Raw genomic sequence first — 15,577 nt, forward strand, 5'->3', positions numbered from 1 at the left:
TGCGATTAGGCGTGGCTGGTGCGATAGGCAAGCCATGCACCGGGCCCGCGCGAAATCCTCCTTCGATGCTATGCACTTGTGGGGGACCGCAAGCGCCGCCATTGCCCTTCTGTCCGCCTCTCCGGTCATAGCCCAGGATGGCGCGGCGGCAGGCGTCGGCACTGTAGAACAGCCGGAAGGCGAGAACCCTACCGACCTGCCCCCGCCCGAAGATACGCAGGAGCCGGTCGTCGTTGCTTCCGAGAGCGATCTTCCGCCGGAAAGTGTCGAATTCAATGCCGCAGGCGAACGCCAGATTTCCTTTGCCGCCGATATCCTCAGTTACGATTCCGAGGCCGAAACCACCACTGCGGAGGGCAACGTGGTCATGCGAACGGGGGATCGTTCGCTGCGTGCCGATACTGTCAGCTGGAGCCAGCGCACCGGCGTAATCGTCGCCAGCGGCAACGTTCGCTTCGTCGACGAAAATGGCAACCAACTCTACACCGAGCGTGTAGAGCTGACGGACGAATTCGAGGCTGGTGCGATGGAAGACCTGCTGCTCGCATTGCGGCAAGGCGGGCGCCTCGCCGCCAATCGCGGTCTTCGCGAAAGTGATGGCACGGTCACGCTTGAGCAGGCGGCTTACAGTGCCTGCGCAGTGGTTACGCCCGAAGGCTGTAACAAGGAACCGAGCTGGCGCATCACGGCCGATCGGGTGACCTATGATCCTTCGGATTCGCAAGTCCGGTTTCGCGGAGCCTACCTCGAACTGTTCGGCGCCCGAATCCTGCCCTTGCCGGGTCTGTCGGTGCGGACCGACGGCGGACCGGTTTCGGGCTTTCTTGTGCCCGACTTGCGCATCTCCGAAAATAACGGGGTTGAGGTATCAGGCAGCTATTACGTCAGGTTGGCAGACAACAAAGACCTGACCCTGTCCGCCTATCTCTTTTCGGATACCAAGCCGATGGTTTCCGCGCAGTGGCGCCATCTCACCGAGAAGGGCGCATACCAGATAACGGGCTATGTCACCCACAGCCGCCGCATTTCAGATTTTGCAGACCAGACCGACAATTCGGAATCGGGTCCACGCGGATATCTGTTCGCCAACGGCCGTTTCCAGTTCTCACCCGAATGGAGCCTGACAAGCTCAGTCAGGATGGCGAGCGACAAGACCTTCCTGCGGCGATACGACATCAGCCGCGATGACCGTCTTCGTTCCATGGTCGACCTGGAACGGATAGACAGCGATTCCTATCTATCCATTGCCGGATGGGCGACGCAGACGCTGCGCCTCAATCAGGATCAGGACCAGGTTCCGATCGCGCTTCCCGTGATCGACTGGAGACAGCGGATCGACGATCCGTTTGCCGGTGGGCAACTCGAATTGCAGCTCAACAGCCTGGCGATCATGCGCAAGGCTGGACAGGATACGGAACGCGCCTTTGCCAAGGCCGAATGGAGCCGGAAGGCCATAACCGGTTTCGGACAGGTCGTGACGGTGACCGGTCTGCTACGCGGGGATGTCTATCACTCCGACGACAATTTCCTGAACGAGACCGCTTCCTATCGCGGAAATCCGGGGTGGGAAACTCGCGGGGTGGCGCTGGGTGCTGTCGACGTCGAATGGCCGTTCATCGGTGAATTTTTGGGCGGCCAGCAAGTGTTCACTCCGCGCATCCAGCTGGTAGCGACCCCGAAAATCAAGAATCTCGCCATTCCGAACGAAGACGCGCGTGCTATCGATCTCGAAGATTCCAACCTCTTCGCGCTCAACCGGTTTCCCGGCTATGACCGGATCGAGGACGGAGCCCGCATTACCTACGGGTTCGACTGGCAACTGCGCCGACCGGGCTGGGAGTTTTTCACCACGCTCGGCCAGTCCTATCGGCTGGATAGGGACCGGGAAATCCTGCCGGACGGAACGGGCCTGTCCGAGAAGGTGAGCGATTTCGTGGGACGTACCGAAGTACGCTATCGGGATTTCGTCAAGCTGACCCACCGGTACCGACTCGACAAGGATAACCTTGCCGTACGTCGCAATGAATTCGACGCAACTGTGGGTTCCAGCCGTACCTACGCCGAAATAGGCTATTTGCGGTTGAACCGGAACATCACCAGCGTGGAAGATCTTCAGGACCGTGAAGAGCTGCGCACTGCCGTCCGTGTCGCTTTTGCCAATTACTGGTCGGTGTTCGGCTCCGGCGTGTTCAACCTCACCGATCGAGAAGAAGACCCCACCCTATCGAGCGACGGGTTCCAGCCGATCCGCACCCGGCTCGGCGTCGCATATCAGGACGATTGCCTCGAACTGGGCGTGACCTGGCGACGCGACTATGTTTCGGCGGGTGACGCGCGCAGGGGTGATACGTTCCAGCTATACTTCAGTCTGAAGAATCTGGGTTTTCGCTGACGCGGTGATGTTGGCAGCGCTGCGCAAACACGCTATCCGCCGCGGCGCAATCAGCTACGGTTAAGCCGGTGACAGGCAAAGCCGTATCTATTCAGGCGCAAACAGAGCGCCGCAAGGGAATACACGCGTGAACGCAAATATCGTATCGAAACTGCTTGGTCTCTCTGCCGCAATGGCTCTGGCCTCCACCGCTTCAGGCGTGCAGGCGCAAGATGCTGCGCCAGAAGCCAATCCGCTTGGATTGCCGCAGCAGCCGACTTTGCTGGCGGATCCCGACCCGAATGTTCGCCGCGCTACCGCTGTCGTGAACGGCCATGTGATTACCGGCACTGATCTCGACCAGCGCGTCGCCCTGTTGTTGAACGCCAACCAGGCCGAAATCAGCGGTGAAGAGTTGCAGCGCGTGCGCGCGCAGGTCCTGCGCAACCTCATCGACGAAACGTTGCAGATCCAGGCAGCCGAAGCCGATGAAATCGTAATCTCCGATGCGGAGGTCGATCAGACTTTCGCCCGCGTCGCTGCGCAGAACAACCAGCGCGTCGAAGACATGGAAGCCTATCTTGCGCAGGTGGGTTCTTCTGCCGCTTCGCTTAAGCGGCAAATCCGTGGTGAACTGGCATGGCAGCGACTGCTGCGTCAGAAGGTGGCCTTCTTTGTCAATGTCTCGGCCGAAGAAGTAAACGAGATGATGGAGCGGCTCGAAGCGTCGAAGGGAACCGACGAATACTGGCTCTGGGAGATATTCCTTTCCGCCACGCCCGAGAACGAAGCGGCTGTCGAAGCCAACGCCGCCAAGATCATCGAACAGCTTCGTCAAGGCGCAAGTTTTGCCGCCTATGCCCGTCAGTTCTCGGAAGCATCGACTGCCGCCGTCGGCGGTGATCTCGACTGGATCCATCTCGCCCAGCTCGGCGACCCGCAGCTTGAATCCGTCGTCAGCCAGATGCAGGCGGGCCAGCTGGTTGGACCCATCAAGATTCCGGGCGGCTACTGGATCGTCTATTTGCGGGACAAACGGCAGGTGCTCATGGCCGACCCGCGCGATGCCTTGCTCAGCCTGAAGCAGATTCAGATCACCTTCGATCCTGCGGCTTCCATCGAGCAGAACCAGGCGAAACTGCAAGGCTTCACTACAGGTATAGGATCTCTGAAGGGTTGCGGCAGCGTAGAAGAGATGGCCGCCGCACTAGGGGCAAATGTCGTCACGAACGATCAGATCCGCGCCCGCGCTTTGCCGGAACAGTTGCAGGAAATCGTCCTCAACCTCCAGATCGGGGAGACCACACCTCCCTTCGGCTCCGTCGAGGAGGGCGTACGCGTCCTGATGCTTTGCGGTCGGGATGACCCGGAAACTGCATCGGGTCCGGATTTCGACGAGCTCATGGCGCAGATCGAGGACGAGCGGATCAACAAGGCCGCCCAGCGCTACCTGCGCGATCTCCGCAACGACGCCTACATCGAATACAATTGAGCGTCTTGCCTCCCCTCGCCGTCTCGCTAGGCGATCCGGCAGGGATAGGGCCGGAAATCATCGTGGAAAGCTGGGCCAGGCGCCGGGAAGCAAGGCTGCCGCCCTTTTTCGTGGTCGGCGGTGAACAGGTTCTTGAAGCAGCTTCGCGTACTCGTGGCGTGATCCGGTTGATCGGAAGTGCCGCGGAAGCATTCGAAGTATTCAAAGATCGCCTGCCGGTATTAGGCACTTCCGAAGCAGAATACACACCCGGCGAGCCGAGCGCAGAAGGTGCAGCCCTGGCACTGCATTCATTGGCGGAATCCACACGGCTCGCCCTGCTTGGCAAGGCCTCTGCAGTAGTCACTGCACCAGTGGCCAAGGACCAATTGGCCACAGTTGGTTTCGAGTTTCCCGGCCAAACCGAATTCCTCGCAGAAGTCTGCGGGCTTGACCAAGATGATGCTGTAATGATGTTGGCAGGTCCCAGCCTGCGCGCAGTTCCCCTGACAGTTCATTGTGCTCTTGCAGATGTTTCCAAGCGACTTTCGCAGGAGTTAATCATTAGGCGTGCGCGGATCGTGGCCACAGCGCTCCGACGCGATTTTGGCATAGAGAGCCCGAGGATCGCCGTGTGCGGTCTGAACCCCCATGCGGGCGAAAGCGGTCGTTTCGGGGATGAGGAGTCGCAGATCATCGCGCCTGCCATCGCGGCGCTGGTTGCCGACGGCCATTCCATTACCGGTCCTCACTCCGCCGATTCATTGTTTACGCCGCGTGCGCGCAAAACTTACGATGCTGCGCTCGCCATGTATCACGATCAGGCACTCATTCCCTTAAAAGCCCTCGATTTCGATGAGGGCGTGAATGTCACCCTGGGCCTTCCTATCGTACGCACCAGCCCCGACCACGGGACTGCCTTCGACATTGCCGGAAAAGGCATCGCCGATCCGGGAGCCATGATCGCCGCCCTCAAAATGGCGGGCGAAATGGCAGCGCGGCGCGCTGCAAATGGTTGATCTGCCTCCTTTGCGCGAAGTCATTGCGCGGCATGGCCTTTCGGCCAGCAAGGCGCTCGGCCAGAATTTCCTCTTCGACGAACAGCTGCTCGACCGCATTGCCGCAGTGCCGGGCAGCCTTGATGGAAAACGCGTGCTGGAGATCGGCCCCGGGCCGGGCGGGCTGACACGCGCGCTGTTGAGGGCGGGTGCCGAAGTGACGGCCATCGAGATGGACAGGCGATGCCTCCCGGCCTTGTCGGAATTGACTATGGCTTTCCCTGATCGCCTGCGCGTGATCGAAGGAGATGCGCTCAAGCTCGACCACAATGAGCTGATGGGCGGCGAACCCTTCGCCATCCTGTCCAATCTGCCCTACAATGTCGGCACCGCACTATTCACCCGCTGGATGGGCGGAGAAACTTGGCCGCCGCAATGGACATCGCTGACCTTGATGTTCCAGCAGGAGGTGGCCCAGCGCATCGTCGCGAAGCCAGGCACGTCCGCCTATGGCCGCCTTGCCGTCCTCGCCCAATGGCGTGCGCAAGCCAAGCTGGCGATGAAGGTGCATCGCAGCGCCTTCACTCCGCCGCCGAAGGTGATGAGCGCCATCGTCCATGTCGAACCGGGCGCGATGCCCGAGGGCGTTTCCGCAAGGGTGCTGGAACGTGTGACAGAGGCGGCATTCGGCCAACGCCGCAAGATGCTTCGGCAAAGTCTCAAAAGTGTCCCCGGAGCTATAGATGCACTGGAGGCTATCGGAATAGATACGCAAAGACGCGCGGAAACGCTCGAGGTTTGCGATTTCGTGGCCATCGCCCGCGCCCTGAGCTAACCGATTTCGCCTTTCTGCGCAGACAGCTTGCGTAGCAATTGCGCGGCGATATCCAGTGCTTGCAGTTTCTCGGCGAAACGCATCACGACCTGCGGACTGTCCGCCAGCGCATCGGCCAATTCGTCGAGCGAAGCTGCCACGCGCTCCATATCATCGACCGTGATCAAGGAATTATGCAGCGGTGCGGGCATCGCACGTTTGGCAGGTTCATCCCGCTCGCGGAATTCTTCCATGATCCGCTGGAACGCGCGGTCCACGGATGCCTGTGGCGGGGCGTCCGGATACCAGTCTGCCACTTCCGCCTGCTCGAAAAAGGATATGCCAGCCTGATCGCCGCCTCGCCAGACGATCCGGCCCGGCACGGACAATGCCCCGCGTCTTAACTCGACCTCATGGCCGACGCCTGGCAGGCTCTCTCCTTCGATCAGAGCGCCCACGGACGATATATTGCATAGATGCACCACGCTGTTACCCGGCTGGGCGTGGATGTTCGCCTGCACCAGCAGGTCGACCCGCTCTTCGCGGCGTTTGTGTAAACCTTCGGCGGGCAAGGTTTGCGACCCCTTTTTTATTTTGCCGGGCCCCGCCTATCCTCAAAGGTTTACCATATGCTTGACCGGAGCTTCAGACACCCGATTTCCGACGCTGTCGCCATTGATGCAGCAGAGGCTCCGTGTAGCCGCTGGGTTGCTCGACGCCCTTGAAAATCAGATCCCTGGCTGCGCTGAATGCCGGACCATTTTCATTTTCGAGCAGTGGCTCATAAGAAGGGTCGCTGGCATTCTGCTGATCCACCTTGGCGGCCATGCGACGCAGCGAATTCATCACCTGTTCTTCGGAAATCACGCCGTGCAGCAGCCAGTTGGCGATATGCTGGCTGGAGATGCGCAAAGTCGCACGGTCTTCCATTAGCCCGACATCATTGATGTCGGGGACCTTCGAACAGCCCACTCCGTGGTCGATCCAGCGCACCACGTAGCCCAGCAATCCCTGGCAATTATTGTCGAGCTCCTCGCGGATTTCGTCTGCGGACCAATTGACCCCGTCGGCCAGCGGTATGGTCAGGAGTTCCTCGAGCTTCGCCGCATCACCCAGCTCCTTCTGGATTTCGAATACATCTTCGCGGTGATAGTGGATGGCGTGTAGCGTTGCAGCGGTCGGACTTGGCACCCACGCAGTGTTTGCTCCGGCGCGCAGGTGACCGATCTTCTCGATCATCATCTGCCCCATGAGGTCCGGCGCGGCCCACATGCCCTTGCCGATCTGTGCGCGGCCCGAAAGACCATGCGCAAGGCCAATCCCGACATTGCGCGCCTCGTAAGCCCTGAGCCAGGCGGAATTCTTCATCTCGCCCTTGCGCATCATCGGGCCCGCTTGCATCGAAGTGTGGATCTCATCTCCGGTACGGTCGAGGAAACCGGTGTTGATGAAGACGATGCGGTCCTTCACCGCGTGGATGCAGGCGGCAAGATTGGCGCTGGTGCGGCGCTCTTCGTCCATCACGCCGACCTTGATAGTATGGCGCGGCAGGTCGAGCAGGTCCTCGACTGCATCGAACAGGTCGTTGGTGAAGGCGCATTCCTCCGGTCCGTGCATCTTGGGCTTCACGATATAGATGCTGCCCTTGCGGCTATTGCCGTATTTCCCCAATCCTACTATGTCCTGCGCCGAAATCGCGCTGGTCATCACGGCGTCGAGAATACCCTCGGGGATTTCCTGCCCGTCCCAGCACATGGCGGGGTTGGTCATCAGGTGGCCGACATTGCGGACGAACATCAGGCTGCGGCCGGGAAGCGAGCGGTGCGTGTCGTTCGAATCGATATAGTACTTGTCGCCCGCCAGATCGCGCGTGACGGTTTTTCCGCCCTTATCGAAACTCTCCGACAGATCGCCGCGAATGATGCCCAGCCAGTTGCGATAGGCGAGCAGCTTGTCCTCGGCATCGACCGCCGCGACCGAATCCTCGCAATCGGCGATCGTGGTGAGCGCGGCTTCAAGGACGATATCCGAAATACCTGCCTTGTCGGTGCGACCGACCGGATGTTCACGATCGAACTGCACCTCTATGTGCAGGCCATTGTTCCTGAACAGGAGACCCTTGTCGGTACGTCCAACAAACTGGTCCTGATCTATCAAATTGCCGTAATCTTCACTTTCAAGATCGGCCCAGCTCCGCTCCGACAGAGGCAGCGCTTCGTCGAGGAATTTGCGGCCTTGCGCGATTACCGCCGCGCCGCGCGCCTCGTCATAGCCGCCCGGCCGTGCGGGTGGAGCGTCGAGCGCATCGGTGCCGTATAGCGCATCGTACAGGCTGCCCCAACGCGCATTTGCGGCGTTGAGCAGGAAGCGTGCATTGAGGATGGGCACGACGAGTTGCGGCCCGGCCATAGTCGCGATTTCGGGATCGACGTTCCGCGTGCCGATGGTGAATTCGCCCGGCTCCGGCACCAGATAGCCGATCTCTTCGAGAAAGCTGCGATAAGCCTCGGCATCGTGCGGCTGTCCCTTACGCTCGATATGCCAGGCATCAATCTTCGCCTGTAGATCTTCGCGCTTATCCAGCAAGGCCCGATTGCGGGGAACGAAATCGCCGAGAAGGCTGGCAAACCCTTCCCAAAAATTGTTCGCATCGTGGCCCAGCGGTCCCAGCACCTCCCGCTCGACAAACGCGGCAAGAGCTGGATCGGTTTGAATACCGGCGCGCGTCACGTAATTGGTCATAGAACTCCTCAGGGTAGATCGTGCGACTGGCGATGTAGACCCGGGGAGGAGCGGCACGACCTATGCCGCCAGCGGTTGACGAATGCAAGGCGCGGGGTGGACTTGGCCTGCGCGAACCTTAAGGAAGTTGCCGATGAAACCGGATACTGCCCCCCAAGCCCTTCTCGACGCAATAGACGCGGACACGATGCTGCGCGAGGTGCAGGTATGGTCCGCAGTCAACACCGGCACCGCGAATATCGAGGGGCTGGAGAAAATGGCAGGGATATTGGCCGATGCCTTCGCTATCCTTCCCGGCGATATCGAGTTGGTGGAGCCTGCAACGGTCACCGCAATTTCCGCCGAGGGCCGTGAATACGAAAAGCCGCATGGCAAGCACATGGTCCTGCGTGTACGACCCGAGGCCGAACGTCGCTTCGTCCTGACCGGACACATGGACACCGTTTTCCCTGTCGATCATCCCTTCCAGGAGGTGAAGTGGCTCGACGACGAAACTCTCAACGGCCCCGGCACGGCAGATATGAAAGGCGGCCTAAACGTCATTCTCCATTCGCTCAGGACATTCGAGACGATCGAAGGCTCTTCGCGTGTGGGCTACGATGTGATGATCAACTCGGACGAGGAAACGGGCAGTCTCGCCAGCCGTGGCTTGATCGAGGAACTGGCACGCGGGAAATATGCCGCACTGACATATGAGCCCAGCGCCCTGCCAGATGGTACGCTCGCGCACTCGCGGGGCGGGACGGGCAATTACTCGATCACCATTACCGGGCGCAGTGCCCACGCAGGCCGAAACCCGCAGGACGGGCGCAACGCCATCGTCGCGGCGTCCGATTTCGTCCTGAAGATCAAGGCGCTCGAGGCGGAGGACATTACCGTCAATCCAGCCAGGATCGAAGGCGGCGCAGCGAATAATGTCGTCCCCGACCTCGCTATCCTGCGCTTCAACATCCGCCCCAAATCGACCGATGCCATGAACCGCTTTGGCGGCGATCTCGACGCGATCCTCAAGACTGTCGAAGCCGAGCACGAAGTCGGCATCCACCGCCATGGCGGGGTCACGCGACCACCCAAGCCGGTCGACGACAAGGCTCAGCGCCTGTTCGACCTAGTCAAAACATGCGGAGCCGAACTCGGCCAGCAGATTGGCTGGAAGTCCACTGGCGGCGTGTGCGACGGCAACAATATCGCCGCGACCGGCATCCCTGTGGTCGATACGATGGGCGTGCGCGGCGGGGCGATTCATTCGCCTGACGAATTCATGATCGTACCTTCGTTGCGGGAGCGTACGGCGCTCTCCGCGCTGGTTCTGACAAAGCTATCTACCGGAGACCATTTGTGACCTTCCGCCTGCGCGCCGCGCATATCGACGACCTCGAACATCTGTATGAAATGGCCAAACTGACAGGTGGCGGATTTACCAACCTGCCCGCAGACAAGAATGCCCTGACCAAGAAGCTCGAACGTGCCGATGCTGCCTTCTCGCGTAGCGATGATGGGAAACTGGGTGACGACCAATTCACACTCGTTCTTGAGAATACCGCTACGGGCCAGGTGCGCGGAACCTGTCAGCTTTTCAGCCAGGTCGGCCAGCAATGGCCGTTCTATTCCTATCGACTGACCACTCTGACCCAGCACAGTCAGGAACTCGACCGTACTGTGCGCGCCGAACTGCTGAGCCTCGTAACCGACTTGGAAGGTTCATCCGAAGTCGGTGGGTTGTTTCTCCATCCGGGTGAACGCGCCGGCGGGCTTGGCCTTCTGCTCGCGCGCAGCCGCTATCTCTTCGTCGCCATGCATCGAAGCCGGTTCGCCGACCGCATTATCGCCGAATTGCGCGGCGTGATCGACGATCGCGGCGGCTCCCCCTTCTGGGACGGGGTCGCCGGGCGGTTTTTCGGCATGACCTTCCAGGAAGCCGACTACTTCAACGCGATCAACGGAAACCAGTTTATCGCCGATCTGATGCCCAAGCATCCGGTTTATGTCGCCATGCTTGACGACGAAGCGCGTAAAGTCATCGGCGTCCCCCACCCCTCGGGCCGTGCAGCCATGCGTATGCTTGAGAACGAGGGCTTTGCAGCCGAAGGCTATGTCGACATTTTCGATGGCGGTCCGACCATGATCGCGCGCACCGATCAGGTGAAAAGCGTGCAGGACGCCAAGCCAGCGACGGTGGCCGCGGTCGATCTCGACATCGGCGAACGCGCTTTGCTGGCGTCGGGCGAACTGGGGGAATTCAAATCGGCTTACGGCATGCGCGACTTCGGGGATGACGGTTCGGTCGCGATCGACGAAATCAGCGCTGCCGCGCTGGAGGTCGGCGTAGGCGATACCGTCTGGAGCGTAGCACGATGAGCCTCGTCGAGATTAATTTCGATGGTATCGTAGGGCCAAGCCACAATTACGCCGGTCTCAGCCTCGGCAACATCGCCAGCGCAAGCCATAAGGGAGACATTTCCTACCCTCGGGCCGCAGCGTTGCAGGGCATAGCCAAAATGCGTTCAAACATGGCGCTGGGTCTCGCACAGGGATTTCTCCTGCCGCTGCCCCGCCCCAATTTCGGACTGATGCGTGACCTTGCCATCGACGAAAGCGCACCGCGCCAGCTTCTCGCTGCCGCATGGTCGGCATCGAGCATGTGGACCGCCAATGCCGCCACGGTCAGTCCAGCACCGGATACGCGCGATGGTCGCTGTCACCTGACGCCTGCCAATCTCGTCACTATGCCGCACCGCGCACAGGAATGGCGGGATACGCAAGCGCAGTTGAAATTGGCTTTTGGCGACGAGCAGCATTTCGCTATTCACGATGCCGTTTTGCCTGCATTCGGCGACGAGGGCGCGGCCAACCACATGCGCTTTTGCGAAGGCCACGATGCGCCGGGCGTCGAAGTGTTCGTCTGGGGCAGGCAGGGCGGCAGATTCCCCGCACGCCAGCATGAACAGGCCAGCCGCGCCATTGCCCGCCTGCATGGCCTCGATCCGGACAAATGCATCTTCATCGAACAGAACCCCGACGCTATCGAAGCCGGCGCATTCCATAATGACGTCGTTTCCGTGGCGAACGAGCGCGTGCTGTTCACCCATGAGCGCGCATTTGCCGACCAGCAAGGCGCCTATGAAGCGATCCGCGCGGCTTTCCCCTCACTCGAGGTGGTCGAGGTACCGGAGAGTGCGGTCAGCCTCGAAGAAGCGATCCGCACCTACCTGTTCAATGCGCAGCTGCTCACGCTCCCGAGCGGCGAGATGGCGCTGGTGGTGCCGAGCGAGTGCCAGGAAAGTGCGAGCGTGTGGAGCTGGTGCGAACACATGCTCGCCAGCAACGGCCCCATTCGCAAGGTCATTCCGGTCGATGTGCGCCAGTCCATGGCCAACGGAGGCGGCCCCGCCTGCCTGCGCCTTCGCGTGGTGGCCGACCCGAGGACGGTGGATCAGCGCTTTATGCTCGATGAAGCCAAGACCGAGCGGATAGAGGCGGTGATCGCCGAAATGTGGCCCGAGAGCATCGGTCCGCAAGACATCGGCACCGACGCACTCGCCAAGCGCGTGATCGAAGCGCGCGAAGCTTTGCTGAGTGTCCTATCCTTGGACAGTCTCGTTTAATTCGGGTGCACAACGGTTAACTGCCTCGACTCTGCGTCGGGCGTTCTTACACTCGGTTCTGGATTAACCATCTGACTCGGCAGGAACGTGTCGCTGGCACGGGGATTGCACAGAGGAAGGTTAAGGAAGGAACGTTTCGTATCCATGTGGACCAAGGTGAAAAGGCTGTTCGTGATCAAGACGCGCTGGGAAGCGTATCTGATCATCTACGCCCTCGCCCTCGGTGCCATGACCCGCGGCGCGCAATATACCGTCGAGTACCCCGGTCTCGGCGGATATCTTCTGATGGCAGCAACTGCCGGTGCCGTGTTTCTGGGTGGCGCAAAAATTCTCGACGCGATCCGCTACGAGAAGGAAGCAAAAATGGAAAGTCAGACCAGAGAAGATCCGGTCGACTGAACTTGCCAAAGAATTCGAAGGTGGGGAGATTCTGTTGCTAGCCTCTCCCCGGGGCCCCGGAATCCGCTTCTGTTGCCCGGTGGGTCCAACCGCGCTTTAGCTTTGTAAGATCAGGGCGTTAGCCCGTCAGATTACGCAGCGAGAGCGAGTGCTTCGTTATCGTTGGCACTTGTGTGTTGCGAACAGTTTTACGGGGTACTCAGCCCGGGCGAAAACACTGCCTTTCAGCACACGTCGATCCTAGTTCGGCCCCGTCAAAAACCGCGATTTCTCCGCGGGTTATGGTGGAGCCGCCGGGTACTGCCCCCGGGTCCGTTGTACCTATTATACAGCGCCATTTATCGCCATAGCCGGTCGAAACCGGCAGGTCCCATATAAGGCCTTCAGGATTAATGTGAAGTGAGCGGAAGGCGGAGCAGTCCCGCGCCTTCCGCCCATCTTCGCAAAAATCAGCTCTTTTTCTTCAACTCGTCGCGAATTTCCGTGAGCAGGTCGAGCTCGGTCGGGCCGGCGGCCGCTTCTTCCTTCTCTTCCTTCATCACTTTCTTGGCGTAGCGTACCAGCAGGAAGATGATGAATGCCAGGATCAGAAAGTTCACGATGGCCGTGATGAACGCGCCATATCCGATCATTGCGGCGCCCGCTTCCTTGAGCGCGGCGTAATCGGTCATTGAGCCCTCATAACCTTCAGGCGTGGAAAGGAGGATGAAATAGTTGGAGAAATCGGCCCCGCCGAAGATTGCCCCAACCACCGGCATGATAAGATCGTCAGTCAGCGAGGCGACGATCGTCCCGAACGCGCCCGCGATGATTACGGCTACGGCAAGGTCGATGACGTTGCCCTTGGCGACAAATTCCTTGAAATCTTTCAGCATTCCCGATCCTTTTCGCAACCCTGCGACCCGAACCGCATTTCTGGCACGGGAATTGTGAGCGCTCAAGCCTGCATTGCTTGAAAGGCAGGAACAGCGTGCTATCTGGATAAGACAGTTTCGCATTCAGGTTGTTCAAGAGGAATTGCCGACATGACTCGTACCTTCGCCATCCGCACTTTCCTGCTGGGCGCATTTGCGCTTGCCCTTTCGGCCTGCGGGATCAACTCCGTCCCCGCCGCGGAAGAAAACGCCAAGGCCAAATGGGCCGATGTGGAGGCGCAGTTCCAGCGCCGCGCCAATTTGATCCCCAATCTGGAACAGATCGTGATGTCCTCCGCCGAGCAGGAGCGACAGACGCTCAACGAGGTGATCGAGGCGCGCGCATCGGCGACACGGCCCGAGATCCAGCTTGACGAAGGCGATCTCAACGATCCCGCCAAGATGCAGCAGTACCAGCAGGCTCAGAACCAGCTGGGCGGCGCACTCAGCCGCCTGCTCGTTTCGGTCGAACGCTATCCCGAACTGCGCAGCCAGGACAATTTCGGCCGCTTCATGACTCAGCTCGAAGGTACCGAAAACCGTATCGCGGTCGCCATTCGCGACTATAACGAAGCGGTCCGCCAGTATAACACCACCATCCGCACTTTCCCCGATACGATCGGCGCGAACATCATCCATGGTGCGGAACCGCTGGTGCCTTACGAAGCCGTCAGCGAAGGCGCAGAAACTGCGCCTCAGCTCGACATGCGCAGCGACGCCGAAGCCAACTGAAGCGCGCGGGAGGCGCGACCATGAACCGCATCCTCGGTCTGCTGCTGCTTCTGGCGGCCGCGCTCGGCCTCGCCTCGCCTGCGTTGGCGCAGCCCGTGTTCCCCGAACGCGGCACTGCACCGGTCGTCGATGAGGCGAATATCATCGACGAGACAACCGAAGCCGAACTGACCCGCAAGCTCGCCGAGTTCGAAGAGCGCAACCAGCGCCAGTTCGTGATCGCCACCGTACCCGACCTGCAGGGATACGACATCGCCGAATACGGCTATCAGCTCGGCCGCAACTGGCAGCTTGGCGATGCCGAGAACGATGACGGGATTATCCTGCTCGTCGCCCCGAATGAACGGCAGATGCGGGTCGAAGTCGGCTATGGCCTCGAAGGTATCATCCCCGACGGGCTCGCCTTCGAATATGTCGAGGGGATGAAACCTTTTTTCCGCGAGGGTGATTATTCTGGCGGTATCAGCTGGGGTGCGGACCAGATTATTCGCCAGCTCGAACTGCCGCCGGAAGAAGCCGCGCAGATCGCCCAGGCTTCCGAGCAGCAGCGCGAAAGCAAGGATAGCGGATTTCCAATCGGCGGGCTGATCTGGCTCGCCTTCATCGTCTTCTTCTTCATCCTGCCGATGTTCAGCGGACGCGGCCGGCGAAGGCGCTATCGCCGCGGCCCGTGGGGCAATGCGGCAAGAGACATCATCCTGTGGGAAGCGGGCAAGGCGATTGCACGCGGTCTGGACGGCAATGGTGGCGGCTGGGGCGGCGGTGGCGGCTTTGGCGGCGGCGGAGGCGGTTTCGGCGGCTTCTCCGGCGGTGGCGGAAGTTTCGGTGGCGGCGGCGCCTCGGGAGGCTGGTAGATGCGGTATCTGGACGAAGCACAGCACAAGATCGTCAGCGATGCGGTCGCAGCTGCCGAAAGCACGACCAGCGGCGAAATCGTCACCGTGCTGGCCGACCGGTCGGACGGTTACACCGATATTGCACTGTGGTGGGCCATTGGTGCCAGCTTTACCGCGATGAGCATATTCGCTGCCTTTCCCGAATTTTTCCTCTCCTGGGTTGACTGGCTGGCGGGTGGTTGGACCGTGGAATGGACGCAGGGGCAGGTGCTCACCCTCGTGCTTGCGCTGGGCCTGGTAAAATTCTTCGGTGTACTGGCCATCCAGCTGTGGCAGCCGCTCAAGTTCGCCCTGATCCCTGGCCCCGTAAAACAACAACGGGTCCGAGATGCGGCGATCCGGAATTTCAAGGTCGGTGCAGAACGGCGCACACATGGTCGCACGGGGGTGATGCTTTACCTTTCGATGCGCGAACACCGCGCCGAAATCGTGGCCGACGAGCCCATTGCAGAGCGCGTTCACGCCGAAATCTGGGGCGAAGCCATGGCCGACATGCTGGCCGAAGTCAGCCGCGGCCGCATCGCAGACGGGCTGGCGGCAGGCGTGCGCGACGTGGGCCTGGTCCTTTCGGAGCATTTTCCGCGCGACAAATATGACGAGAACGAACTGCCCGACCGGCTTATCGAAGTCTGACC

The 15,577-nt window shown here is 60.4% G+C and carries 14 protein-coding genes and 1 other RNA gene; 11 read left to right on the plus strand and 4 right to left on the minus strand.

The genetic code is table 11. The features are described 5' to 3' along the window. The first annotated feature begins 34 nt into the window (after positions 1-34). From AC13CE_RS02550 to rsmA, 4 genes are all read left to right on the plus strand, one after another. Positions 35-2,392 carry an LPS-assembly protein LptD gene (locus tag AC13CE_RS02550; RefSeq protein ID WP_482971373.1) on the plus strand — a complete coding sequence of 786 codons (2,358 nt, stop codon included), beginning with the start codon at positions 35-37 and terminating at the stop codon, positions 2,390-2,392. A gap of 127 nt (positions 2,393-2,519) precedes the next feature. Continuing rightward, a complete protein-coding gene (locus AC13CE_RS02555) occupies positions 2,520-3,863 on the plus strand; it encodes a peptidylprolyl isomerase (protein WP_482971374.1) in 1,344 nt (447 codons plus the stop codon). After that, the gene (gene pdxA / locus AC13CE_RS02560; protein ID WP_482971375.1) at positions 3,860-4,861 is read left to right on the plus strand and encodes a 4-hydroxythreonine-4-phosphate dehydrogenase PdxA; all 1,002 of its coding nucleotides are present in this window, start codon (positions 3,860-3,862) and stop codon (positions 4,859-4,861) included. Before AC13CE_RS02555 ends, pdxA begins: the two co-directional genes overlap by 4 nt. Continuing rightward, complete coding sequence (rsmA, locus tag AC13CE_RS02565; protein ID WP_482971376.1) at positions 4,854-5,675, plus strand: 16S rRNA (adenine(1518)-N(6)/adenine(1519)-N(6))-dimethyltransferase RsmA; 822 nt, start codon at positions 4,854-4,856, stop codon at positions 5,673-5,675. The genes pdxA and rsmA overlap by 8 nt, the downstream gene beginning before the upstream one ends. Here rsmA and AC13CE_RS02570 read toward each other — a convergent pair. After that, a complete protein-coding gene (locus tag AC13CE_RS02570; protein ID WP_482971377.1) occupies positions 5,672-6,226 on the minus strand; it encodes a PilZ domain-containing protein in 555 nt (184 codons plus the stop codon). The two genes, rsmA and AC13CE_RS02570, sit on opposite strands and share 4 nt — an antisense overlap. A gap of 73 nt (positions 6,227-6,299) precedes the next feature. Next, positions 6,300-8,396, minus strand: coding sequence for a malate synthase G (locus AC13CE_RS02575; RefSeq protein ID WP_482971378.1), 2,097 nt, complete (start codon positions 8,394-8,396; stop codon positions 6,300-6,302). 133 nt (positions 8,397-8,529) lie between these two features. On the opposite strand from AC13CE_RS02575, the gene AC13CE_RS02580 reads away from it, so the two are divergent. The 4 genes from AC13CE_RS02580 (at position 8,530) to AC13CE_RS02595 (ending at position 12,400) form a co-directional block, all read left to right on the plus strand. Next, positions 8,530-9,738, plus strand: coding sequence for a hydrolase (locus AC13CE_RS02580; RefSeq protein WP_482971379.1), 1,209 nt, complete (start codon positions 8,530-8,532; stop codon positions 9,736-9,738). Beyond that, positions 9,735-10,754 (plus strand): arginine N-succinyltransferase, encoded by a 1,020-nt coding sequence (locus AC13CE_RS02585; protein WP_482971380.1) that lies wholly within the window; start codon positions 9,735-9,737, stop codon positions 10,752-10,754. The genes AC13CE_RS02580 and AC13CE_RS02585 overlap by 4 nt, the downstream gene beginning before the upstream one ends. Further along, positions 10,751-12,001 carry an N-succinylarginine dihydrolase gene (locus AC13CE_RS02590; protein ID WP_482971381.1) on the plus strand — a complete coding sequence of 417 codons (1,251 nt, stop codon included), beginning with the start codon at positions 10,751-10,753 and terminating at the stop codon, positions 11,999-12,001. The genes AC13CE_RS02585 and AC13CE_RS02590 overlap by 4 nt, the downstream gene beginning before the upstream one ends. Positions 12,002-12,145: 144 nt before the next feature. Further along, a complete protein-coding gene (locus AC13CE_RS02595) occupies positions 12,146-12,400 on the plus strand; it encodes a hypothetical protein (RefSeq protein ID WP_482971382.1) in 255 nt (84 codons plus the stop codon). Positions 12,401-12,458: 58 nt separating this feature from the next. Here AC13CE_RS02595 and ssrA read toward each other — a convergent pair. After that, positions 12,459-12,803: a transfer-messenger RNA gene (gene ssrA, locus AC13CE_RS02600) on the minus strand. Positions 12,804-12,849: 46 nt separating this feature from the next. Then, complete coding sequence (gene mscL / locus AC13CE_RS02605) at positions 12,850-13,275, minus strand: large conductance mechanosensitive channel protein MscL (protein ID WP_473822781.1); 426 nt, start codon at positions 13,273-13,275, stop codon at positions 12,850-12,852. Positions 13,276-13,425: 150 nt separating this feature from the next. On the opposite strand from mscL, the gene AC13CE_RS02610 reads away from it, so the two are divergent. Genes AC13CE_RS02610 through AC13CE_RS02620 form a run of 3 tightly spaced genes read left to right on the plus strand, consistent with a single transcriptional unit; the run spans position 13,426 to position 15,575 of the window. Continuing rightward, on the plus strand, positions 13,426-14,046 hold the full coding sequence (locus AC13CE_RS02610) for a LemA family protein (RefSeq protein ID WP_482971383.1): 621 nt from the start codon (positions 13,426-13,428) through the stop codon (positions 14,044-14,046). 20 nt (positions 14,047-14,066) lie between these two features. Continuing rightward, complete coding sequence (locus AC13CE_RS02615) at positions 14,067-14,900, plus strand: TPM domain-containing protein (RefSeq protein ID WP_221539249.1); 834 nt, start codon at positions 14,067-14,069, stop codon at positions 14,898-14,900. Then, positions 14,901-15,575 carry a TPM domain-containing protein gene (locus AC13CE_RS02620; protein WP_221539252.1) on the plus strand — a complete coding sequence of 225 codons (675 nt, stop codon included), beginning with the start codon at positions 14,901-14,903 and terminating at the stop codon, positions 15,573-15,575. It abuts the gene before it with no gap. Positions 15,576-15,577: the final 2 nt, after the last annotated feature.

The sequence above is a fragment of the Qipengyuania sp. B-5 genome, assembly GCF_056857815.1.